Here is a 20,113-nt window from a genome sequence, read left to right as displayed (position 1 = left end):
CCGATCGAATCCGGCCCCGAACGGGCCGGTCCGGCCAGGGGTGTTCACATTTCTACCGGAGCCCACTGACCACCCGCCCGTCCTCCAGGGCCCCCTTCAGCTCCGCCTGCGCCCCCTGCTTCACGCGCGCGGCCAGCAGCGGTCCGTTCGCCGTCGCCCGGACCCCGCCCGTCGCACTGATCGACGACGTCCCCCGGCTGCCCGCCGCCAGCAGGTACCAGGAACCCGCCGCCGACTTCCACAGCACCCCGGCCAGCACCTGCGGGTCCTTCGCCCCGCACGACGGCACGTTCTGGGCCTTCGCCGCGACCGCCCCGTACATCCCGCCCGGCGTGTGGAACTGGGCCAGCACCAGTTCGCCGCCGCCCTGCCAGGTCTCGGCCCGGGTGCACACCCAGTTCGCCGTCCCGGTCGCGTCGGGCAGCCGCTGGGCCGCGTACGCCCAGGCGTTCACACTGTTCACGCCCGCGGAACGCATCGCACCGAGCGAGCAGGCGTACGGCGCCCAGGCGCGCAGCGCCCCCGCTCCGGAGGCGTCCTTCACGGACCCGGGGCGGCCGGTGGTGAGGCGGGCCGGCACCAGCTCACCGAGGTCGGTGAAGAGCCGGGTGCCGGAGGCGTCCGTCAGCTGGAGCACGTTCCAGGAGGTGCAGGCGCCGCTCTGCGCGGGACCGGCCATGGGTGCGGCGGTGCCGCCGGACAGCGTGAGGTCCATGGCACCGGAGCCCGGCTTCAGCAGGTCACGCTCGGCGGCCTTCGTCACCCAAGGAGCCGTCAGATAACGGATGTTGCCGTCGGACCGGCCCAGGACGACCGCGCTCGCCCCGGCCCGGTCCGCGCCGTCGACCCGGGCGAAGTCGAGGGCGGCACCCTTGGTGCTGTCCCTCAACTCGGCGTAGCGGACGATGCGCAGACCGTCGTAGAGGATCACCACGCGCGCGTTGTCGACGGTCCCGGCATACAGGAGCTGCGGCGGACCGGACGGGCCGCCCGACGGGGTGCCGGGGGTCGCGGAGACCTGGACGGTCTCGCCGGGACGGGCCCAGACGGCGAGGGCGCGGCGCAGCAGGGACGAATCGCCGGTGAGGTCGCCGCGCGCGGGCCACACAGAGAAGTCGGTGCGGGCCGAGGACTCCCAGGCGGCGGCCGGGACCCTGAGCAGCAGGGCCGGGTCCAGGGCGGCCTGGGCGGCCGGGTTCTGCGCGTAGGCGGGCGCGGCGGCGCCGTCGGGGCCCCAGCCGTCGCCGGGCATGCCGAGCAGCGCCCCGCACACGGCGACGGCCGCGGCGGCGGCGAGCGCGGCCTTCGTGTGCTGCCGGCGCCGCATCAGGTCGGTGGGCCGGGCCTGGAGCGAGCACGGATCGAACTCGGGGGAGTCCAGCAGGGCGTACTGCGCGGTGACCTCGTCGGCCTCGTCGAGCGCCGCGTCCACGTCCACGACGCTCGCCGCCGTCAGGACCTGCCGTACGTCGCCGTCGGGGAGCTTCTCCAGGCCGCGCAGCACATACGCGGCGCGGGCCGGGCCGGACAGGGCCGACAGGCTCTGGTCCAGGGCGAGTTCGTCGGCGCCGCCGGAGCGCGGGAAGAGCCGCAGACCCCAGACCTGGGGGAGCAGCGGCGGCAGCTGGGAGCGCTTGGGCCACGCCCTGCGCTTCAGCGGCAGGCCCGCCTCCAGCGCCGTACGCACCACCTGGAGGCGGACGAAGGTGTAGCCGGCATCGCCCTCGCGGCCGGCCGGCTGGGCGGGGATGACGGGCGTGGCGGTCCGGCCCCGGGGCAGGGCACGCTGGGTGAGGGCGTGCGCGGTCAGGACCCGCCGGTTGCGGCCCAGGCCCGGCGGCAGCACCAGATAGGCGAGCCGGACCAGCCGGGGATAGTGCTCGACGAGCGCCGCCTCGGCCTGTTCGACGTCGACGACGGGGTCGGAGGCGGAGCCTGAGGCGGGTGCGGGGCGCGGGGCGACATCCTGTGACTGCACGTTCAGCAGAACGAGCGAATCGTCGGATGGTCACCGCCACCCCGGCGGATCAGCCCTCCGGCTCGACCAATGCGCGCGCGTAGTTGGCCATCGAGCGCTGGTAGCGCGGCAGATGGGGTGCGAGGGCGCCCAGGACCAGCGAAAGCCCCTCGCGGTCACGGCCGAGGCTGGACAGGCACAGCGCGAGACAGGCCCGTACGGCATCGTCCAACTCGTCGGAGGGGCCGTCCAGTTCGGGCGTGAGCAGCTTGACGCCCTCCGCCGCCTGGCCGATGTTCCGCAGCGAACTCGACAGTTGGATCCTGGCCCGCCGCCCCTTGTAACCGCTCAGCCCCTTCGCGAGCGCCTCCCGGTACAGCGGGGCCGCCTTGTCCGAGTGCCCCGTCGAGTCCCAGGCACAGGCCCGCTCGAAGGGGCCGTCCGGGCTGCCGTCCGGCAGCTCGGCCACGAGCACCTCGATCACGGCCCGGAAATCGCCCGCCCGCTCCTCCGGAAAGTCGTCGAAGGTGTCCCACGCGGCGGTCACTCGCTTTTCCCAGTCCTCGTTCACCGGCCCACTTTCGCACAGCCGTACCATCGGCGACACCCGGATTTGAGCGTCCCGCGCCTCCCAGCCGTATGGGAGGAGACGGGCCCCCGCCGGGGTCCGTCGGACGTGACCGGACCGGAGGAACAGATGAGGTTGACCCGACCGATGCTCGCGCTGACCGGCGCGGCCGCCGCGCTGGCGCTGGCGGGCTGCGGAACCGGCGGTGACGCGAAGGCCGCCGCGGTACCCTCCGCGGCCACCGGCAGCCTGGAGCACCTGGCCGCAGAGGTGAAGTGCACGCCCAACATCCAGATCGACGCCGACGAGCTGCGCCAGGCCGTGTGCAAGAAGGCGGCGAACTCCCCCGGCAAGTTCATCCTCGCCACCTTCGCCACCGACCGCGGACAGCGCGAGTGGATCAACGGGGCCAAGGACTACGGCGGTCACTACCTCGTCGGCCGCAAGTGGGTCGCGGTGGGCGAGACCACCAAGACGGTGACCACGCTGCGCGCCACGCTCGGCGGGGACATCGAGGAGGGCACGGACCACTCGGCCCACACCGGGTAGCACCGAATCCATCCGGAGACGGACACGGACATCCGGACACGGACACAAGGAAGCCGGCGGTGGGAATCCCACCGCCGGCTTCCTCATGGGCTAGCCCTGGGTCACTGGCACTTCTTGCCGGTGTTGATGCAGTTGACCATCTGGTTCATCGTGTTCTGGGAGAAGAAGTTGATGAAGTCGTTGTGGTCGGTGATCGGCTTGTGCAGGTTCTCCGGGAAGGTGTCCACCGCGTAGGGGTTGACGACCGTGCCGTTCTGCAGCTTCGGGGCCGGGACGTTGTAGACGAGCCGGACCTGGAGCTGCGGGATCGCCTTGAAGCCGTTGGCGCAGCTGCCGTCCGCCGCGGCGAACGCCACGTGGGTGCGGTGGTTGGCGCTGTCGATGTTCTGACCGTCCCAGCAGCTCTGGAAGTCGGTCGTGCGCACCACCTGGCTGCCCTGCGGGCAGATCGGGTACTTGTCGTGCAGCTGCACCTTGTTCTCGAAGCCGGTGCAGGACCAGTTCACGTTGGCGTTGGCGTTGCCGTTGACGAAGGCCTTGGCGTCACCGGTGATGATGCGAAGGGCGGTCGGCATCGCGACGACGTTGCCCTTCTTGTTGCCGACGAACTTGATCTGCGCCTGGGAGGCCTGCAGGATCTTGCCGACGTTGCCTTCCTTGCCACCGCCGTCCGCGTTCTGGTCGAAGTCCTGCGTGCCGTTCTGCAGGCGCAGCACCGGCCAGAAGTACGAGGACTTGTCGCCCTGGTTCTGGCAGGTGGTCTGGGCCGCCGCCAGTTCCTGGTCGCTCGCGAACGCGTCGTTGCTCTGGTTGCCGACGTAGTCGTGCAGGTGGTGGGCACCGTTGGCGACACCGGGAGCCACGATCACGTTGTCCGTGTTGTGGTTCTTGTTCGCGTTGGTGCCGCACTTGGTGGTGAAGCTGCCTCGCGAACCCGAGTTGCCGTTCGCGGGGAGGCCGTTCGCGCCCACACCGAGCTGGGCGCTGCCGCCCTGGACCTTGGTGATGTCCACGAAGTCGGCCGCGACCGGGCCGTTGCCGCCCTGTCCGCCGTTGCCCTGCTGCTGGCCGCCGTTGTTCTGGCCGCCGTTCTGCTGACCACCTTGCTGCTGGCCGCCGTTCTGCTGCTGGCCACCGTTCTGCTGGCCGCCCTGCTGCTGACCGCCGTTCTGCTGCTGGCCGCCGTTGTTCTGCTGACCGCCCGCGTTACCGGCGTTGGTCTGCGCGTTCTGCGTGGTGCAGGCCGCCAACTGGCTCAGCGAGCTGTTGAACTGGCCGCCGACACGCTGGATGTCGATGCGGATCCGGTCGATCGTGGCCGCCCGCTTCTCCTTCAGGGGGCCGACGATGGCGTTCTGGACGAAGCCCGGGTCACCCGCCTGGGCCTGTCGCGTCGACGCGAGCCTGGCGTAGGCCTCGGTGATCTGCTTGTCCAGGTTGGCCACTTCGGTGGCCACCCCCTGACGCGCGTTCTGAGGCACGTTCGTCAGCTTCTGGCCGACATCGGGGCACGAGATGGTCGCCACCTGCGCGGCGGCGGCCTTGGTCTGGTTCTGGGACCAGCCGTTGCTGTTGGACTCGTGCGCCGAAGCGTAGAAGTTCGCCCAGATCAGCCCGCCCCCGCCGAGCGCTAGGGCCGCCGACGCGGCTATGGCCTTGCCGGCCATCGACGAGCGGCGTTTACGTGTATTGCGTCCCATGGAACTCCTCTGACTTCCTTTTTCGGGGCTATCGAGGCGCCCGACAGGAGTGAAGCGGCGCCATCCCATACGCAGGGCGTCCCATGGGTGTTCAGCCGCCCCACAAACAAATCAGAGGTTTGCCGGGCCCTCGGGCGGCAACAGCTCCCTGAGCAGCAGGAGTTACAGAGAATGAAGGTCTGCTCACCGGCCTCGGTCGAGAAACGCGAGCACCGCCAGAACGCGGCGATTGTCGTCGTCCGACACCTCAAGTCCCAGTTTGGCGAAGATGTTGGCGGTGTGCTTGGCGATCGCCCGTTCCGTCACCACGAGCTTGCCCGCGATCGCCGCGTTCGTCCGCCCCTGCGCCATGAGTTCCAGTACCTCCCGCTCCCGGGGCGTGATGCGGGCGAGCGGCTGGTCGTCGGCCGCCCGTCGGCTCAGCAGCTGCTGGATCACCTGCGGGTCCATCGCCGTACCGCCCGCCGCCACCCGCCGTACCGCCTCCACGAACTGCTCCGCGTCGAACACCCGGTCCTTGAGCAGGTAGCCCACCCCGCCGCTGCCGTCGGCGAGCAGCTCGCGCGCGTACAGCTGCTCCACGTGCTGCGAGAGCACCAGGACGGGCAGCCCGGGTCTGTCCCGGCGGGCGTTCAGCGCGCACTGGAGGCCCTCGTCGGTGTGCGTCGGCGGCAGCCGTACGTCGACGACGGCGACGTCCGGCTCCAGCTCGGCCAGCGCCCGGGCCAGTTCGGGCCCGCTCTCGACGGCCGCGGCGATCTCGAAGTCGTGGGCCTCCAGGAGGCGTACGAGACCGTCGCGCAGCAGGAAGAGGTCTTCGGCCAGGACTACGCGCAAGGGATCTCCAGGGTGACCATGGTGGGGCCGCCCGCGGGTGAGCTGACGGCCAGGACGCCGTCGAATGTACCCAGCCGGCGCTCCACCCCGGCCAGCCCCGAACCGGCCTCGATCACCGCGCCGCCCCGGCCGTTGTCGGTGACGGAGATCCGCAGCATCCCCTCCGAGTGATGCAGGTCGATCCAGATCCGGTCGGCGCCGGAGTGCTTGACGGCGTTGGTGAGGACCTCGCTGACGGCGAAGTAGGCGGCCGACTCCACGGGCGCGTCCGGTCGGCCGTCGAGCTCCACCGTCACCTCGGTCGCCACCGGCAGCCGCAGCGCCAACGCCCGTACCGCGTCGCCCAGTCCGCGCTCGGCCAGCACCGGCGGATGGATGCCGCGCACCAGGTCGCGCAGCTCGGTGAGCGCTTCCACGGAGGACTGACGGGCCTGCGCGAGGAGCCGCTTGGCCTGCGCGGGATCCTTGTCGAGGAGCGTCTCGATGGTGCCGAGGTCCATGCCCATGGCGACCAGACGGGCCTGCGCGCCGTCGTGCAGATCCCGTTCGATGCGGCGCAGTTCGGCCGCGGAGGTGTCCACGGCGTCCCGCCGCGTCTCGGTCAACACCTTCACCCGCTCGGCCAGTTCGGTCTGGCTCGGGGCGAGGACGGCCCGGGTGAGCGCGAAGTGGGCGTGCAGCAGGCGGGTGGTGAAGAAGTGCGCGGGGACGAGGAGGACGAGGGCCAGGGCGCCGGCGGCCAGCGCGGAGGTCTGGTCGGCGACGCGCACGAAGCCGTACCAGTAGCCGCCCGTCTCCGCGAGGGGCCGCCACAGCCCGGCCGCGACCGCGAACCCCTCCAACGGGTAGAAGACCAGCACCGCGGGCAGCAGTGCCGTCACGAACCCCGCCGTCATGTCCACCTGGAGCCACCGCAGGTCCCGCCAGGTCGCCGGGTCCCGGAGCATCGCGTAGGTCCGCGTCCAGGGGTTGGCGTCCTCGGGCACCGGCCGGTACGCGGACGGGATCCGCACCCCGCCCCACTCGGCCGCCAGGACTCGCCGCCAGTTCGCGAAGGCCCGCACGCCCGTCAGTACCCAGGGGGTCGTGAACACCCCGATCCCGACCGGCACGAGCACGATGGACACCAGGCTGAGCGTGAAACCGAGCACCGCCCCCGGCAGCGACACCAGCGCCAGCGCGAGCCCCCGCACGGCCGCGAGTCCGATGCCCCGCGCCCTCGTACCCATGCCGCTGTTCCGCGTCTCGATGGTCATGCCGTCAGTCTGGTCGAGGGGGAGGCGGGGGTCACTGGGCCTGGCCGCCCGGTCCGGGAGTGGTGCCAGGTACACCCTTTGCATACGAGGCACCCGTACCGGCCGCGCACCGGCCGCCGATGCCGTGTCTCCGTATCGACTTTCCGGGCCGCCGCCCACCCTCACACCGTGAATCGCACCACAGCACCACCAGGTAACACGGGGTTCACATTCGAGCAATGACCGGGAAATCGCCTGTTGACAGGCTCGCGGGCATACGAGAAGCGGCGTTTCAGTGCCGCAGCGCCGCCGCACCCGCAAGTGCGCCCAGACATACCCCCGAAGGATGTGGCCCGTGAGCTTCAAGGCTGAGTACATCTGGATCGACGGCACCGAGCCGACGGCCAAGCTGCGTTCGAAGACCAAGATCCTGGCCGACGACGCCAAGGGTGCTGAGCTGGGAATCTGGGGCTTCGACGGGTCGTCCACGAACCAGGCCGAGGGGCACTCCTCGGACCGCGTGCTCAAGCCGGTCTTCTCCTGTCCTGACCCGATCCGCGGCGGCGACGACATCCTCGTCCTGTGCGAGGTCCTCAACATCGACATGACGCCGCACGAGTCCAACACCCGTGCCGCGCTGACCGAGGTCGCGGAGAAGTTCGCCTCCCAGGAGCCGATCTTCGGCATCGAGCAGGAGTACACGTTCTTCAAGGACGGCTACCCGCTCGGCTTTCCCAAGGGCGGCTTCCCGGCCCCGCAGGGCGGCTACTACTGCGGTGTCGGCGCCGACGAGATCTTCGGCCGTGACGTCGTCGAGGCGCACCTGGACAACTGCCTGAAGGCGGGCCTCGCGATCTCCGGCATCAACGCCGAGGTCATGCCCGGCCAGTGGGAGTTCCAGGTCGGCCCGGTCTCCCCGCTGGAGGTCTCCGACCACCTGTGGATCGCCCGCTGGCTGCTCTACCGCACCGCCGAGGACTTCGGCGTCTCCGCGACCCTCGACCCCAAGCCGGTCAAGGGCGACTGGAACGGCGCCGGCGCGCACACCAACTTCTCCACCAAGGCGATGCGCGAGGGCTACGAGGCCATCATCACCGCGTGCGAGTCCCTCGGTGAGGGCTCCAAGCCCCTCGACCACGTCAAGCACTACGGCGCCGGCATCGACGACCGCCTGACCGGTCTGCACGAGACCGCCCCGTGGAACGAGTACTCCTACGGCGTCTCCAACCGCGGCGCCTCGGTCCGTATCCCGTGGCAGGTCGAGAAGGACGGCAAGGGCTACATCGAGGACCGCCGTCCCAACGCCAACGTCGACCCGTACCTGGTGACGCGGCTGATCGTCGACACCTGCTGCACCGCGCTGGAGAAGGCCGGCCAGATCTGATCCCCGCTGCTTCAGGAGGGGCGTCCACCGGTCACGGTGGGCGCCCCTCGGCGCGTTGTCAGTGGCGTCTGTCATCGTGAGAGGTATGGAGATCAACGGGGGCCTGGCCGTCAAGGCCTGGACGGAACACGGACAGAAGTACACCGGCCTGTCGGCCGAGGAGCTGCGGGAGGCGGTGACCGGCCTCGGCCGCGCGGGCAACCGCTTCCTCGTCGCCCAGCGCATCCCGGACCTGCCGGACGTGTTCGCGCAGGTGTGGCACGAGGAGGGCGGCGACTACCAGCTGGAACACCGCCTGAGCCGCGACGACTTCTTCGGCACGCGCCTGACCGACCCTGGCCGGGTGGCCGACCTGCTGACCGGCTGGGCCCGGCAGGAGGACGGCTGGGACGCGGGCGTGGCGTGGGACCCGGTGGACCTCGGCCCGGCCGAGGAGATCCCCGCCCTGCCGGACGGAATCCGCGAACAGGTCGAGGAACGCATACGACTGCTGCTGCGGTGCGGGTACGACGACCGGGCCCGGCTCACCGAGGCCGCCGAGGACCTGCTCGTCGACGGTGAGCTGAGGCCGGTGTCGCGGGCGCAGGCCGGGGACCTGGTGGACCGGCTCTGGATGGAGCGGCTGGCCGAGCAGAGGCGCTGGGAGGGCGTCACCGACCCCGAACTGCTGGGCAGGGCCTTCGAGGCGCTCAACGCGAGCGGCATCACCGCCCGGGAGAACTTCGCCTGCTGCCGCAACTGCGGCACGACGGAGATCGGCGCGGAGCGCGCGGAGGGCGACCGGGGCTTCGTCTACTTCCACACGCAGTGCACCGAGAGCGCCGCCGCCGGACAGGGACTGACGTTGCTCTACGGCGGTTTCGACGGCACAGCCGACACCACCACCGCCGTGGGCCGCGAGGTCGTGGCCGCTCTGGCGAGTGCCGGCCTGTCCGCACAGTGGGACGGTATTCCGGACAAGGCGATCGAGGTCACCCCCCTGACCTGGCGCAAACGCCTGGTGGGGTGAGGCACACCAGGTCGGTTTCACGTCAAAGAAGCGTCCAAGCAGTGAGAGGAGGCTCCTGTTGCGGGCCTGTGTCTGCTTCAATGAGCGCATGGCCAGCTTCCAGAAGTACACCGCGACGGGTCGCCACGACCTCGAGCCCTTCTGGCCCTCCCGTCAGCACCACGACTTCGACCGGGTGTGTTGCCGCGCGATGAACGCGCCGGCCCTCTAAAGCCGTACACCCGGCCTTCGGCCAGCGCGCAGTCGACGTACGTCTCCTGACGACCTTCTCGCGCGAAAGAGCTGACTTCTCATGGCGACCACCCGTTCTCTCTCCACCGCCCCCCTCACCGACGCGTCCGGCAGCGGCGCACGACACCGGCTCCGGTCCGTCGGCCCGGACGAAGTGCTGCACGTCGCGGACTTCCTGCCGCCAGGCGCCACCTGGCTGCCCGCTCCCCAGCACACCGTGCCCGCCCTCCCCGGCCAGCCGCCGATGATCGGGTACCTGGTGCTGGTCCCGGCCGACCAGCGTCCCCCATTCCTGCCGGAGCTGCCGCAGTCGCTGCCGGAACCGCGGGTCGACGGCACCGGCGCCCCGCTCGTCCGCATCGACACCGTGCAGCGCACCGCCGAGGTGAACGGCGCGGAACTCGACCTCACCTACCTGGAGTTCGAGCTCCTCGCCCACCTGGTCCAGCACCCGCACCGGGTGCACACCCGGGACCAGTTGGTCACCACGGTCTGGGGCTACGGCCACGTGGGCGACGGCCGCACCGTCGACGTCCACATCGCCCGCCTCCGCCGCAAGCTGGGCGCCGACTTCCGGGGCGCGATCCAGACCGTGCGGCGGGTCGGCTACAAGTACACCCCGCCGACCGGCCACTGATCCTCTGCCGAGAGCAGATGCGGGTTCCCCCGCCGGTCTCCGGCGGGCACAGTCACCGGCATGAGACTTCTCCTGCTGGGTGGCACCGAGTTCGTCGGCCGGGCCGTCGCCGAGACGGCCCTCGGGCACGGCTGGGACGTGACCGTCTTCCACCGGGGTCGGCACGCACCCGTGGCCGGGGTGCGGTCGCTGCACGGTGACCGCACCGCCCCCGACGGACTCACCGCCCTGGCCGAAGGGGGCACGTGGGACCTGGTCGTCGACACCTGGTCGGCGGCGCCCCGCGCGGTCCGGGACGCGGCACGACTGCTGCGGGGCCGCGCCGAGCGGTACACGTATGTGTCGAGCTCCTCGGTGTACGTCTGGCCCCAGCCCGCCGGGTACACCGAGGACGCCCCCGTGGTCGAGGGTGCTGCCGCCGACGCGGAGCAGACCGACTACGCCCGGGACAAGCGGGGCGGTGAACTCGCCGCACTCGACGCCTTCGGCGCGGACCGTTCCCTGTTCGTACGGGCCGGCCTGATCCTCGGCCCGTACGAGAACATCGGCCGGCTGCCCTGGTGGCTGGGCCGCATCGCCCGCGGCGGGCCGGTCCTCGCGCCCGGACCACGGGACCTTCCTCTCCAGTACATCGACGTCCGCGATCTGGCGGAATGGGTGCTGGGGGCGGCCGTGGCCGGTCTGAACGGGCCCTACAACCTGGTCAGCCCGCGCGGTCATACGACGACGGGTGAACTCCTCGACGCCTGCGTGGCCGTGACCGGCTCCACCGCCGAACTCCGTTGGACCGACCCGGACATCGTCCTCGACGCGGGCATCGGCCCATGGACCGAGCTCCCGATCTGGGTTCCGCCCGCCACGGACCTCCACGACACCCTCCACGGGGCGGACACCTCCCGGGCCGCTGCGGCCGGCCTGCGGTGCCGCCCGGTCACCGAGACCGTGACCGACACCTGGCACTGGCTCCTGGGTCTCGGCGGGGTGGCTCCGCAGCGGCCGGACCGTCCGGTGCTGGGTGTCCGTCCGGACAAGGAGGCGAGTGTGCTGGAGCTGAGGGAGCGGCGGGTTCCGTAGGGCGTCGGGCGGTCGCGGGTCGGGCGGCTGCGGGTCGGTGGGGGCTGGTCGCGCAGTTCCCCGCGCCCCTGGGGGGTTGGGGGCGACGCTGGTCACCATGCGCCGCCAGCCGCCAGCCGCCAGCCGCCAGCCGCCAGCCGCCAGCCGGCGGTCCTGCTGTTCGTGGTTGCGAACAGCAGGGCCGTCAGCCGCCGAGCGTGGCCGTTGTCAGCCCACCTTCTCGATCACGGCCCGGCGGATCAGGAACTTGCCGGGCTCCCGTACCTGTTCGAAGGCCGCGTTGTTGAGCAGGGCGCAGCTGCCGGAGACCGAAGTGACCTCCACCGTCGTGGACTTGTTGTTGTCCAGGTTGGTCACCTTCAGCTTGGTGCCGGCCGGGAACTGGTTGCTGGACGCGGCGGGCGCACCGCCTTCCCCGGACAGCGTGACGGTCGAGCCGTTGCACACCTGCTGCCCGGAGGCGGCGTTCCCGGTGGAGGGGGCCGCCTGGGACGCGGGCGCCGAGGCGGAGGCCGCCTGCGAGGGCTGCTGCTGCGTGGCCTGGGAGCCCTGAGCCGACTCCCCGACCACGCAACCTGACGCCTTCTGCTGGACCTCGATCTGGGCGATCACCGCTTCCCGGTTGGTGATCCGGGCCGCCGACTGCGCGTCGGGAGTGGCCCGTTGCCCCTCGATGAACCGCTCGTTGTTGCCGAGCGCGGTGGCGAGCCCCTGGCAGACCGTCGACTCCGCGGCCGTCTGCGGACTCTGCGCGGCGTTCGAGGTACTGGCCATCACGAAGGCCCCACCGCCCGCCACCGCCGCCGCGCTCACCAGCAGCGCGACCTTCTTCTTCGTACCGAGTGTTCTCCTGCGCGACATCCGCGCCTCCTGAGAGATAGGGGAGCGTACGCCGCTATGTACGAGATACCGAACGAGGTGACTCAGTGGTCACAGGAGCCGTGTGACGTAACCTGCGTCACACTCCGCTATTTCCTGGCCAGGGCGTCCCGTACGGCGTCGTCGGTGCGGGCGACCAGTGCCGAGCCGTCGTCCGCGGTGATGATCGGGCGCTGGATGAGCTTGGGGTGTGCGGCGAGCGCCTCGATCCAGCGGTCGCGCGAACCGTCGTCCCGGGCCCACTCCTTGAGGCCGAGCTCCTTGGCGGCGGCCTCCTGGGTGCGGGTGATGTCCCACGGTTCGAGGCCGAGCCGGTCGAGCACCTCACGGATCTCGTCCTGGCTCGGGACGTCCTCCAGGTAACGGCGGACGGTGTACTCGGCACCTTCCGCATCGAGCACACCGATCGCGCTGCGGCACTTCGAACAGGCCGGATTGATCCAGATCTCCATGCCCCTCACGGTACGCGAAAACCCGTCCTCCACCTGCGTCACAGCACCCCCGAAAGCCCTTGTGGCCAGGGGCTTTTGTCAGTGGCGGACGGTAGAATAGAAGCAGTGTTCGAGGGTGTCGCCGGATCCCCGGCGGTCGCCCTTACCGCGACAGGAGGATGCCTGTGCCCGCTGCCGCACTGAAGCAGAAGCCGTTTCCGACCCAGTCCACCGCGAAGCACCCCGTGCTGCTCGACCTTCCGTACACCCCCGTGGAGAAGCGCCCGTTGCCGCCGGGCCGGCCCCGCGAGTGGTACGTCACCCACAACCGCCGCCTCAAGGCGATGCGGCTCGCGATCGCCCTGCTCGACTCCGGTGTCTTCGTGCCGAACCAGGCACGCAACGAGACGATCCGGGACACGGCCGAGACGATCGGCGTCCACCCGCCGTCGGACACCACGTGCCACATGGTGCGGGCGCTGATGCGTTACTCACGGTGAGCCATGGCGCCGGGCGCCCCACTGTCGTGGGGCGCCCGGTGTTCCGGTCAGCCGGCGGATTCGGCCAGTTCCTTGTCCAGGGGGTTCCGGAAGCGCGGTGTCACCCGGGTCGAACCGACCCACCCGCGCAGCCGGTCCGCCTCCACCGCGATGGCCGCCTTCTCCTCACGCCCCATTCCCTCCGGATCCAGCAGACGCCAGACGATCTCCCCGTCGGGCCGCTGGGCCCAACCTCCCACCACCCGCCCGTTCCACCACACCGTCGGTCCCACGTTGCCGCTCCGGTCGAACAGGGCGGGCCGCATGGACGGGGCCAGATACCAGTCGCGCTGCTGCCAGCCCATCGCCGTCGGGTCGAGGCCGGGCAGCAGCGCGACCCAGGGCTCGGCGGGGTCCGCGACCGGACCCGCATCGCCCTCGACGACGTAGGCCGGACCCTCGTCGACGGACACCGGCACCGCGCGGATCGCCGTGAGGGCGCGGCGGACGTCGGTCACCTTCCAGCCCGTCCACCACTTCAGGTCGGCCTCGGTGGCGGGGCCGCACACGCTGAGCCAGCGCCGCAGCAACTCCGCCTGCGCCTCGGCCACGTCCAGTTCGGGATGCGGCGGTGCCACCGCCCAGCGGAACTGTGTGGACGTCCAGGAGCCGAGCGGGCGGCCGCGGACCACCTTGCCCTCCACGCCGAGCACCTTCAGCAGCCGGGTCGAGACACTGTGGACGCCCTCGTAGCTCTTCCCGGCCGCGTACACGAACTGCTCCCGCAGCCGCGGCTCGTCCACGGTGAGCTCCGAGGCCGTCGCCTGCCCGCGCCGGGCGAGCGCGGCCAGCAACGACTCCTCGACCTCCTTCAGCCAGGTCGCGTCCGGGGCACCCGCCTTCGCCATGTCCTTGAGGAGCCCGGCCCGTTCGCGGGCGGCCACCGTGAGACCGGTGGAGGCGTGCACGACCGCGGTCAGCTCGGTGGGGAACGCGAACACCGTGTGCCGCATGCCGTGCATCCGTACCAGCGACCGGTCCTCGTACAGCGCCCGCTCGGTCTCGGCGACGGTCCCGGCGGGTTCCGTGAGCCGCGCGCCGATCGCCAGGTACACGGTCGCGGGGTCCGACCCGTGCAACGCGACGAGGGCCCCGGCCACCTCCTCGGGACTCCCCACGCGAGCCGTCCCGGCCAGCTGCTGTCGCAGCGCCAGACGCCCCCGCCGCTCATCCACCCCGATGTACCGCACTCCCTCACTCACACCCATACGGCCCATCTTGGCCCAGGGCACTGACAACGCACCTCTCCGCCACCGTCACCCGATCGCCGTACCCGGCATGCGTACCTCCCCGGACCGGCCCTTCACTGCGATCAGGAGGTGCAGGCCACACCGGGTCCAGGAGGCGGGCGTGACGCAGAGGCAGGGCGCATGAACACACCCGGCACCCCCGCCGCCCGAGCGGAGCGCGGACGCACGGCCCGCAAACGCGTGAGCCGTTCCGCGCACGCGCTGTGGATCCCGTCCGTCGACCGCCGGGACCCCGTCGCCGTACTCGAACGACAGGGCCGCGACCGCCTGCCGGAACTGCTGCCGATCCGGTACGGCAGGATGTCGGCCTCACCGTTCGCCTTCCTGCGCGGCGCCGCCGCGGTGATGGCCGCCGACCTCGCCGCCCAGCCGCACACCGGCCTCACCGTGCAGCTCTGCGGCGACGCCCACCTGCTCAACTTCGGCCTGTACGCCTCCCCGGAACGCGCCCGCCCCCTCTTGTTCGACCTCAACGACTTCGACGAGACGTTCCCCGGCCCCTTCGAGTGGGACGTCAAGCGGCTCGCCGCGAGCATCGCCGTGGCCGCCCGGGAGAACGGGCACAGCGAGGCCAAGGCCCACCGGGCCGCCCGGGAGGCGACCGCCGCGTACCGCACGGCCATGCGCCGACTGGCCCGTATGGGAGAGCTGGCGGTCTGGTACGAGAGCGTCGACGCCGACAGCCTGCTGCCCCTCGTCCGCTCCGACCGGCACCGCAGGCGCGTCGAGTCCAGCCTCACCCGGGCCCGCCGCCGCACCAGCCTCCAGGCCCTCGGCAAGCTGACCGAGATCGTCGACGGCCGCCACCGCATCATCACCGACCCGCCGCTCCTCGAACCCGCCGGCGCCCCCGACACGGCCGGCCTGCGCAAGATCTTCAGCGACTACCGCTCCACGCTCTCCGAGGAACGCCGGCTGCTCCTGGACCGCTACCGCTTCGTCGACGCGGCCCGCAAGGTCGTCGGTGTCGGCAGCGTCGGCACCCGCTGCTTCATCGTGCTGCTGGCCGGACGGGACGCCGACGACCCGCTGTTCCTCCAGATCAAGGAGGCGCGGGCGTCCGTACTGGAGGAACACCTCCCGCACGGCCCGTACGTCCATCCCGGGCGCCGTGTGGTCGCGGGGCAGCGCCTGCTCCAGGCGGCGAGCGACATCTTCCTGGGCTGGATGAGCGGGCCCCAGGGGCGCGCCTTCTACTGGCGTCAGCTGCGCGACATGAAGGGCTCCGCGGACGTGGCCGGCATGCCCGCGGCCGACCTCACGGCCTACGCCCGCCTGTGCGGCACCACCCTGGCCCGCGCCCACGCCCGTTCCGGTGACCGCATCGCCATCGCCGCGTACCTGGGCAGCGCCGAGACCTTCGACCACGCGATCGCCGACTTCGCCCTCACCTACGCCACCCAGACGACCGTGGACCACACGGCCCTGGCCGCGGCCATCGCGGCGGGAGTCGTCAGGGCGGCACCGGGCGAATAGGCACGCAGGGGGCGGCCCGTCGGGTGCGGCCGCGCACTCCGCAGCCATGATCCCAACCGGTGCTCCGCTTCGGGTAGTTCGAAGCGCGTGAACCGGGACCGGAAGGCCCGCGCCTTCTGCACGGCCCCGGTCACCTCCGCTTGCCGTAGTACCAGCGGCCCGTCCGCCGCGGCATGCGCGTCGATCGCGGCGACCGCCTGTCCGAACCTCCTGCGCGGGCTCAACTCCTCGCCGTACAGGCACTCGTCGGCGTGTTCCTGTGTGAAGGGCTCGGGCATTCCGGGCACTCCAGGGTGCTGGGAAAGAGCTCGCGCAGGGCGGGCATCACGTTGCCGCTCCGGGGCTACTCTTCTACACCACACCCACGTACACGAAAGGCCCGTCATGGGCACCATGGTCATTTCCGGGACCGTCGTCCTGGTCGTCCTGGGCTTCGGGAACCACACCTGGTGGCTCGTCGCCGTAGCCGTGCTCTTCCTTTACACGCAGTACGGCCGTGGCGGCCGCGGCGCCTCCGCGTCCTCGCCTGGCGGTTCGGCCGGGGCCGCCTCGGGCACGACGCCCGGCAGTTACCGCGCCTACCGCGACCGCCGGGACAAGCAGGCCAGGTGGGAACGCCGTTACCGCCGCGAGCACCCCCTGGAGGCCCGCCGACAGGCGCGCGAGAGAAAGGGCTAGGAGCTCAGAGACCGGGGGCGCCCCACACCGGGAACCAGCGGTTCAGGTCCTGCTCGATCCGCAGGTCGTTCGTGAGCGCGGCCTTCACCCGCAGTTCCAGCGGGTTGTCGCGGCGCTGTCCGTCACCGGGCAGCGGGGCGAAGGGGAAGAACGTACCGCGCTTGTAGAGGTAGACGAGCGCTAGCGACCTGCCCTCGGCGTCGTGGAACCCGGCGAGCGAGCACAGCAGTTGCGGCCCGAAGCCGTTGACCTCCATCGAACTGTTCACCGCGTGCAGGTCGTTGACCAACTGCGGCAGCTGGTCCGGGGCGCGCTCGGAGACCAGCCAGGAGTAGCCGAAGTCGTCCCGCCGCAGCTCCACCGGCGGGCCGTCGCGGTCGGCGTCCGCGTCGAGCAGGGCCTGGACCTCCCGGTGCGTCTGCTCGAAGGCGGCCCCCTCGACCGTGGCGAAGCACACCGCTCCGCGCCCGGTCGGCGTGAGGGAGACCGCCGCCTCCAGCGTCACGGCCGCCGACGGCAGCGCGAAGAGCTGGTCGAGATCGGGCGCGACGGGCTTCGTGCGCCCGAGCAGGATGTCCAGCAGCCCCATCCTCAGCCCGCCTTCCCGGGCTCCGCAGCCTCGCCCAACTCCGTGGAGATCCGCCCCAGTTGGTCCAGTCGCTGTTCCAGGGACGGGTGGGTCGAGAAGTACCGCTCGATGCCGGGCTCCTTGCCGGTGGCCGGGGTGAAGTAGAAGGCGTTGAAGGCCTGGGCCGTACGCAGGTCCTTGGTGGGGATCCGGGCCAGCTCCCCGGAGACCTTGGTGAGCGCGGAGGCCAGCGCCGAGGGCCGGCCGGTGAGGTGGGCCGCGGCCCGGTCCGCCGCCAGTTCCCGGTACCGGGACAGCGCCCTGATGAGCAGGAAGCTGAGGGCGTACACGGCCGCCGAGACGCCCATCACGGCAGCGAAGATCACGGCGGTGTTCTGGTCCTTCCGCCCGCCGAACACCTGGCTGTAGAAGGCGAACCGGACGATCAGCCCGGCGATCACCCCGAGGAAGGACGCGATGGTGATCACAGCGACGTCCTTGTGCGCCACATGCGACAGCTCGTGTGCCAGGACGCCCTCCAGCTCGGCCGGGTCCAGCCGCCTGAGCAGCCCGGTGGTCACGCAGACCACGGCGTTGTCGGGATTGCGGCCGGTGGCGAAGGCGTTGGGCATGTCCATCGTGGACACCGCGATCACGGGCTTGGGCATGTCGGCGATGGCACACAACCGGTCGACGACGGCGTGCAGTTCGGGATACTCCTCCCGCTCCACGACCCGCCCGCGCATGGCGAACATCGCGATCCTGTCGGAGAACCAGAACTGCGCCACGAACATCACGGCGATCAGTCCCACGACCAGCAGCCAGGACTTCAGCAACACGATCAACGCGGCGAAGAAGGCCACGTACAGCAGTCCGAGCAGGAACATCGTGACCGTCATCCGCACGGTCAGCCGCCGGTCGCTCCGGAAACGGCTCTGCATCTGCATCACCCCGCAGTCAGGCACTCGTCCCAAGCTCCAGTGTGCACCCGGCCCCGCCCATGAAGCGGTCGCGATCAGCCCTGGGGCGGGCAAAGGCTCAGGCCCTGAGACCGGCTTCCCACATACGCCTCTTGAGCACGTGGTCACTGAACAGATGCCGCGCCCGCTCGAACAGCTCACCCACCTCGACCGTCCCGGGCGTCACATCCGCCGTCGGGTGCCAGCGCTGCACGGACTGCCGGGCCCAGTGCCGCAGCTTGTCGTCCGGATCGTCGACCAGTGCGACGGCGGCCCGCAGCCGTACGATCCCGCCCTGTGCGGTGAGCAGCCGGAACGCGGAGACCCGCGTCTCCCGGGCCCGTTCCACCGCCAGCCGCTCGAGCAGCCACCCGTCGTCCACCATCCGCGCGGACGGCACCAGCGCCAGGGTCGCCTCCCGCACCACAGCGGGCGCCGGATCGTCGAGCAGCGCCCGCAGCCGCCGTACGTCCAGCACGTCCAGCGTCCGCAACCCGCTTACGGCGCGCGCCCTGACCACCGGATCAGGATGCGAGGTCAACGCCCACAGCACCGCCGCGTCAGTCCGGTCCCCGCACTCCGCCAGCCCGCTCACCACCCCCGCCGACACCGCGACGGCGTCGGCACAGCGCCCCCGGTACCACTCCACCGGGTCGCCCCCCAACTGCCGTACGACATACCGCGCACAGGCCCGCACCACCCCGGCCCGGTCCCCGAGGAACCCGACGGCCCGCTCGCCCTGCCCGTCCCGCCGCAGCGCGGTCACCCCGGCCGACCGCACCCGCGGATTGCGGGCGCCGAGCAGGGTTTCCCGTACGGTCTCGTCCGCGGCGCCTTTCGCCAGGGCGGCCAGGGCTGCCTCCGCGCAGAGGCCCTGGACGACCGTGTCGGAGTCCTGGGCGGCGCTGCGGGCCAGCTCGGCGGGGGAGAGGAAGCCCTCCTCGACGGCGAGCCGGTGGGCGAAGCGGCGCACGGTGCGGTCCGCGTGGGTGAGCAGCGGCAGCAGTGCCTCGCGGTCCGCGGAGCGCAGCGCCCGGTCGACCAGGCCGACGGCGAAGTCCCCTCGGTGTCGGACGCCGATCCGCAGGGCGAGCGGCGCCAGCGCGACCGCGGTCTCCACGGTGACCGCCTCCGCCCACCGCAGCCGGGCCCGGTCCCGCACCGGTTCGGCCCAGTCCGCGCAGCGCAGCACGACCAGCGGCAGCAGTTCCGGACGCCCCTCGGTCCTGGCCAGCGCCCGCTTGCGGATCCGCCCGTCCTGGTGGCACAGGGCGAGCGCGAGCTGCGGGTCGGTGAGCGCATCGCCCCGTCGCACGGCGTCGGCCAGGGTCCGCCCGCGCTCGGTCCGCTGCCAGGCCGGCAGCCAGGTACCGTCGGCCGAGGACCGGACACTGCGCCGTATGCCGGTGTCCAGCTCGAGCCAGCAGGCGGGGTCGGCCGCGTCGAACACGGACTCCCGCAGTGCGGCCCCTTCAGCGAGGCGTTCCGCCGCCCGCGGTCCGTTCCAGATGCTGCTGCGCACGCTCACTCACTCCAAGCCTCGGCATGTCCGGCGATCCTAGGCGGCCGGATTCCGTCGAGGCGCGGGATTTACCTGCTCAGCCCGCTAGTACGGCTGGGAGCCCGTGTAACCCAGCACCAGGATGAGCAGCGCCACGCTCCCGAGGACGATCGCCGTCGACCGCCAGGACGAACGGCGCGGTGTCCTCGGCCCGGGGTCGGCGCGGAAGGGCTGGGGCTTCGGCGGGTTCTCCTTCCAGCGGGCGGCGAGCATCCGGGCCCGCGCGGAGGGCTCCTTGAGCTCGGCCCCGTCGGCCCACCTGATGTCGAACTCCCGCTCGCCGTCGTCGTCCTGTGCCGACATCGCCGTATCCCCCGTAGTCCCCTGTCGAACAGCTGTGCAGGAAACGATACGACGGCGCCCCCGTCCCGGGAAACCGGAACGGGGGCGCCGTAGGACTACGTGCCGATCACGCGTCGAAGAAGTGATGATGCGACGGCGCCACCTTGGAGTCTTGCTCACGGAGCCGCTCTGACCAGCAGGAGCATCGTCGTTGTCTGTCGTTGTCGGTGGTTGTCGACCACCCTCGGACGGCCCAGAGACGGCCCGGCCATTGCTCACCCCCGGCAAATTATGCGGGGCCCAACTCCT

General features: G+C 71.4%; 22 protein-coding genes. 9 read left to right on the top strand and 13 right to left on the bottom strand.

The window, feature by feature from the left end; all coding sequences use genetic code 11:
* Nucleotides 1-52 precede the first annotated feature (52 nt).
* A complete protein-coding gene (locus ACFYRX_RS32235) occupies nucleotides 53-1,978 on the bottom strand; it encodes a hypothetical protein (RefSeq protein ID WP_389107312.1) in 1,926 nt (641 codons plus the stop codon).
* A 49-nt stretch (nucleotides 1,979-2,027) separates the two neighbouring features.
* Nucleotides 2,028-2,555: a tetratricopeptide repeat protein gene (locus ACFYRX_RS32230; RefSeq protein WP_389107541.1), complete on the bottom strand. Its 528-nt coding sequence runs from the start codon at nucleotides 2,553-2,555 to the stop codon at nucleotides 2,028-2,030.
* Between the two features lie 99 nt (nucleotides 2,556-2,654).
* On the opposite strand from ACFYRX_RS32230, the gene ACFYRX_RS32225 reads away from it, so the two are divergent.
* A complete protein-coding gene (locus ACFYRX_RS32225; protein WP_389107309.1) occupies nucleotides 2,655-3,074 on the top strand; it encodes a hypothetical protein in 420 nt (139 codons plus the stop codon).
* 101 nt (nucleotides 3,075-3,175) lie between these two features.
* Here ACFYRX_RS32225 and ACFYRX_RS32220 read toward each other — a convergent pair whose 3' ends face one another.
* The 3 genes from ACFYRX_RS32220 to ACFYRX_RS32210 form a co-directional block, all read right to left on the bottom strand.
* Complete coding sequence (locus tag ACFYRX_RS32220; protein ID WP_389107306.1) at nucleotides 3,176-4,774, bottom strand: DUF1996 domain-containing protein; 1,599 nt, start codon at nucleotides 4,772-4,774, stop codon at nucleotides 3,176-3,178.
* A 183-nt stretch (nucleotides 4,775-4,957) separates the two neighbouring features.
* Nucleotides 4,958-5,611: a response regulator gene (locus ACFYRX_RS32215; RefSeq protein ID WP_389107303.1), complete on the bottom strand. Its 654-nt coding sequence runs from the start codon at nucleotides 5,609-5,611 to the stop codon at nucleotides 4,958-4,960.
* Nucleotides 5,602-6,867 carry a sensor histidine kinase gene (locus tag ACFYRX_RS32210; RefSeq protein WP_389107301.1) on the bottom strand — a complete coding sequence of 422 codons (1,266 nt, stop codon included), beginning with the start codon at nucleotides 6,865-6,867 and terminating at the stop codon, nucleotides 5,602-5,604. The genes ACFYRX_RS32215 and ACFYRX_RS32210 overlap by 10 nt, the downstream gene beginning before the upstream one ends.
* Nucleotides 6,868-7,201: 334 nt before the next feature.
* Here ACFYRX_RS32210 and glnII point away from each other — a divergent pair, with 334 nt between their 5' ends.
* The 5 genes from glnII (at nucleotide 7,202) to ACFYRX_RS32185 (ending at nucleotide 11,181) form a co-directional block, all read left to right on the top strand.
* Nucleotides 7,202-8,230 carry a glutamine synthetase gene (gene glnII / locus ACFYRX_RS32205; RefSeq protein WP_389107298.1) on the top strand — a complete coding sequence of 343 codons (1,029 nt, stop codon included), beginning with the start codon at nucleotides 7,202-7,204 and terminating at the stop codon, nucleotides 8,228-8,230.
* An 85-nt stretch (nucleotides 8,231-8,315) separates the two neighbouring features.
* A complete protein-coding gene (locus tag ACFYRX_RS32200) occupies nucleotides 8,316-9,239 on the top strand; it encodes a DUF6891 domain-containing protein (RefSeq protein WP_389107295.1) in 924 nt (307 codons plus the stop codon).
* An 88-nt stretch (nucleotides 9,240-9,327) separates the two neighbouring features.
* Nucleotides 9,328-9,450, top strand: a complete 123-nt coding sequence (locus tag ACFYRX_RS32195) for a hypothetical protein (protein WP_106981153.1) — start codon at nucleotides 9,328-9,330, stop codon at nucleotides 9,448-9,450.
* A gap of 81 nt (nucleotides 9,451-9,531) precedes the next feature.
* Nucleotides 9,532-10,107, top strand: a complete 576-nt coding sequence (locus ACFYRX_RS32190) for a winged helix-turn-helix domain-containing protein (RefSeq protein WP_389107292.1) — start codon at nucleotides 9,532-9,534, stop codon at nucleotides 10,105-10,107.
* Nucleotides 10,108-10,167: 60 nt separating this feature from the next.
* Nucleotides 10,168-11,181: an SDR family oxidoreductase gene (locus tag ACFYRX_RS32185; RefSeq protein WP_389107290.1), complete on the top strand. Its 1,014-nt coding sequence runs from the start codon at nucleotides 10,168-10,170 to the stop codon at nucleotides 11,179-11,181.
* Between the two features lie 207 nt (nucleotides 11,182-11,388).
* Here the strand turns inward: ACFYRX_RS32185 and ACFYRX_RS32180 are convergent, their stop codons facing one another.
* On the bottom strand, nucleotides 11,389-12,042 hold the full coding sequence (locus tag ACFYRX_RS32180; protein ID WP_389107287.1) for a hypothetical protein: 654 nt from the start codon (nucleotides 12,040-12,042) through the stop codon (nucleotides 11,389-11,391).
* A 107-nt stretch (nucleotides 12,043-12,149) separates the two neighbouring features.
* A complete protein-coding gene (locus ACFYRX_RS32175) occupies nucleotides 12,150-12,512 on the bottom strand; it encodes an arsenate reductase family protein (RefSeq protein ID WP_389107284.1) in 363 nt (120 codons plus the stop codon).
* A gap of 164 nt (nucleotides 12,513-12,676) precedes the next feature.
* Between ACFYRX_RS32175 and ACFYRX_RS32170 the strand changes: the two genes are divergently transcribed.
* The gene (locus ACFYRX_RS32170) at nucleotides 12,677-12,991 is read left to right on the top strand and encodes a hypothetical protein (RefSeq protein WP_389107282.1); all 315 of its coding nucleotides are present in this window, start codon (nucleotides 12,677-12,679) and stop codon (nucleotides 12,989-12,991) included.
* Nucleotides 12,992-13,038: 47 nt separating this feature from the next.
* Here the strand turns inward: ACFYRX_RS32170 and ACFYRX_RS32165 are convergent, their stop codons facing one another.
* A complete protein-coding gene (locus ACFYRX_RS32165; RefSeq protein ID WP_389107279.1) occupies nucleotides 13,039-14,238 on the bottom strand; it encodes a winged helix DNA-binding domain-containing protein in 1,200 nt (399 codons plus the stop codon).
* Nucleotides 14,239-14,400: 162 nt separating this feature from the next.
* On the opposite strand from ACFYRX_RS32165, the gene ACFYRX_RS32160 reads away from it, so the two are divergent.
* The gene (locus ACFYRX_RS32160; RefSeq protein WP_389107276.1) at nucleotides 14,401-15,756 is read left to right on the top strand and encodes a DUF2252 domain-containing protein; all 1,356 of its coding nucleotides are present in this window, start codon (nucleotides 14,401-14,403) and stop codon (nucleotides 15,754-15,756) included.
* On the opposite strand, the gene ACFYRX_RS32155 is transcribed toward ACFYRX_RS32160, so the two are convergent.
* Nucleotides 15,672-16,034: a hypothetical protein gene (locus ACFYRX_RS32155; protein WP_389107273.1), complete on the bottom strand. Its 363-nt coding sequence runs from the start codon at nucleotides 16,032-16,034 to the stop codon at nucleotides 15,672-15,674. The two genes, ACFYRX_RS32160 and ACFYRX_RS32155, sit on opposite strands and share 85 nt — an antisense overlap.
* A 106-nt stretch (nucleotides 16,035-16,140) precedes the next feature.
* Here ACFYRX_RS32155 and ACFYRX_RS32150 point away from each other — a divergent pair, with 106 nt between their 5' ends.
* Nucleotides 16,141-16,434 carry a hypothetical protein gene (locus ACFYRX_RS32150; protein WP_389107271.1) on the top strand — a complete coding sequence of 98 codons (294 nt, stop codon included), beginning with the start codon at nucleotides 16,141-16,143 and terminating at the stop codon, nucleotides 16,432-16,434.
* Between the two features lie 4 nt (nucleotides 16,435-16,438).
* Here the strand turns inward: ACFYRX_RS32150 and ACFYRX_RS32145 are convergent, their stop codons facing one another.
* The 4 genes from ACFYRX_RS32145 to ACFYRX_RS32130 form a co-directional block, all read right to left on the bottom strand.
* Complete coding sequence (locus ACFYRX_RS32145) at nucleotides 16,439-17,023, bottom strand: hypothetical protein (protein ID WP_389107268.1); 585 nt, start codon at nucleotides 17,021-17,023, stop codon at nucleotides 16,439-16,441.
* A 2-nt stretch (nucleotides 17,024-17,025) separates the two neighbouring features.
* On the bottom strand, nucleotides 17,026-17,943 hold the full coding sequence (gene htpX / locus ACFYRX_RS32140; RefSeq protein WP_389107266.1) for a zinc metalloprotease HtpX: 918 nt from the start codon (nucleotides 17,941-17,943) through the stop codon (nucleotides 17,026-17,028).
* A gap of 97 nt (nucleotides 17,944-18,040) precedes the next feature.
* Nucleotides 18,041-19,483 carry a hypothetical protein gene (locus ACFYRX_RS32135; RefSeq protein ID WP_389107263.1) on the bottom strand — a complete coding sequence of 481 codons (1,443 nt, stop codon included), beginning with the start codon at nucleotides 19,481-19,483 and terminating at the stop codon, nucleotides 18,041-18,043.
* A gap of 84 nt (nucleotides 19,484-19,567) precedes the next feature.
* Nucleotides 19,568-19,825: a hypothetical protein gene (locus tag ACFYRX_RS32130; RefSeq protein ID WP_389107262.1), complete on the bottom strand. Its 258-nt coding sequence runs from the start codon at nucleotides 19,823-19,825 to the stop codon at nucleotides 19,568-19,570.
* Nucleotides 19,826-20,113: the final 288 nt, after the last annotated feature.

Source organism: Streptomyces sp. NPDC005374 (genome assembly GCF_042872225.1).
In the GTDB taxonomy this organism is placed as follows: Bacteria; Actinomycetota; Actinomycetes; order Streptomycetales; family Streptomycetaceae; genus Streptomyces.
The sequence above is the reverse complement of the archived record's forward strand: the minus strand, read 5'-3'. Positions and strand labels throughout refer to the sequence as shown.

Excerpts from the sequence above, each read along its gene's own strand:
- ACFYRX_RS32230 (WP_389107541.1), bottom strand. The coding sequence starts at position 2,555 with ATGGTACGGCTGTGCGAAAGTGGGCCGGTGAACGAGGACTGGGAAAAG.
- ACFYRX_RS32225 (WP_389107309.1), top strand. The coding sequence starts at position 2,655 with ATGAGGTTGACCCGACCGATGCTCGCGCTGACCGGCGCGGCCGCCGCG.
- ACFYRX_RS32220 (WP_389107306.1), bottom strand. The coding sequence starts at position 4,774 with ATGGGACGCAATACACGTAAACGCCGCTCGTCGATGGCCGGCAAGGCC.
- ACFYRX_RS32210 (WP_389107301.1), bottom strand. The coding sequence starts at position 6,867 with ATGACCATCGAGACGCGGAACAGCGGCATGGGTACGAGGGCGCGGGGC.
- ACFYRX_RS32200 (WP_389107295.1), top strand. The coding sequence starts at position 8,316 with ATGGAGATCAACGGGGGCCTGGCCGTCAAGGCCTGGACGGAACACGGA.
- ACFYRX_RS32195 (WP_106981153.1), top strand. The coding sequence starts at position 9,328 with ATGGCCAGCTTCCAGAAGTACACCGCGACGGGTCGCCACGACCTCGAG.
- ACFYRX_RS32190 (WP_389107292.1), top strand. The coding sequence starts at position 9,532 with ATGGCGACCACCCGTTCTCTCTCCACCGCCCCCCTCACCGACGCGTCC.
- ACFYRX_RS32185 (WP_389107290.1), top strand. The coding sequence starts at position 10,168 with ATGAGACTTCTCCTGCTGGGTGGCACCGAGTTCGTCGGCCGGGCCGTC.
- ACFYRX_RS32180 (WP_389107287.1), bottom strand. The coding sequence starts at position 12,042 with ATGTCGCGCAGGAGAACACTCGGTACGAAGAAGAAGGTCGCGCTGCTG.
- ACFYRX_RS32175 (WP_389107284.1), bottom strand. The coding sequence starts at position 12,512 with ATGGAGATCTGGATCAATCCGGCCTGTTCGAAGTGCCGCAGCGCGATC.
- ACFYRX_RS32165 (WP_389107279.1), bottom strand. The coding sequence starts at position 14,238 with ATGGGTGTGAGTGAGGGAGTGCGGTACATCGGGGTGGATGAGCGGCGG.
- ACFYRX_RS32160 (WP_389107276.1), top strand. The coding sequence starts at position 14,401 with ATGAACACACCCGGCACCCCCGCCGCCCGAGCGGAGCGCGGACGCACG.
- ACFYRX_RS32155 (WP_389107273.1), bottom strand. The coding sequence starts at position 16,034 with ATGCCCGAGCCCTTCACACAGGAACACGCCGACGAGTGCCTGTACGGC.
- ACFYRX_RS32150 (WP_389107271.1), top strand. The coding sequence starts at position 16,141 with ATGGGCACCATGGTCATTTCCGGGACCGTCGTCCTGGTCGTCCTGGGC.
- ACFYRX_RS32145 (WP_389107268.1), bottom strand. The coding sequence starts at position 17,023 with ATGGGGCTGCTGGACATCCTGCTCGGGCGCACGAAGCCCGTCGCGCCC.
- htpX (WP_389107266.1), bottom strand. The coding sequence starts at position 17,943 with ATGCAGAGCCGTTTCCGGAGCGACCGGCGGCTGACCGTGCGGATGACG.
- ACFYRX_RS32130 (WP_389107262.1), bottom strand. The coding sequence starts at position 19,825 with ATGTCGGCACAGGACGACGACGGCGAGCGGGAGTTCGACATCAGGTGG.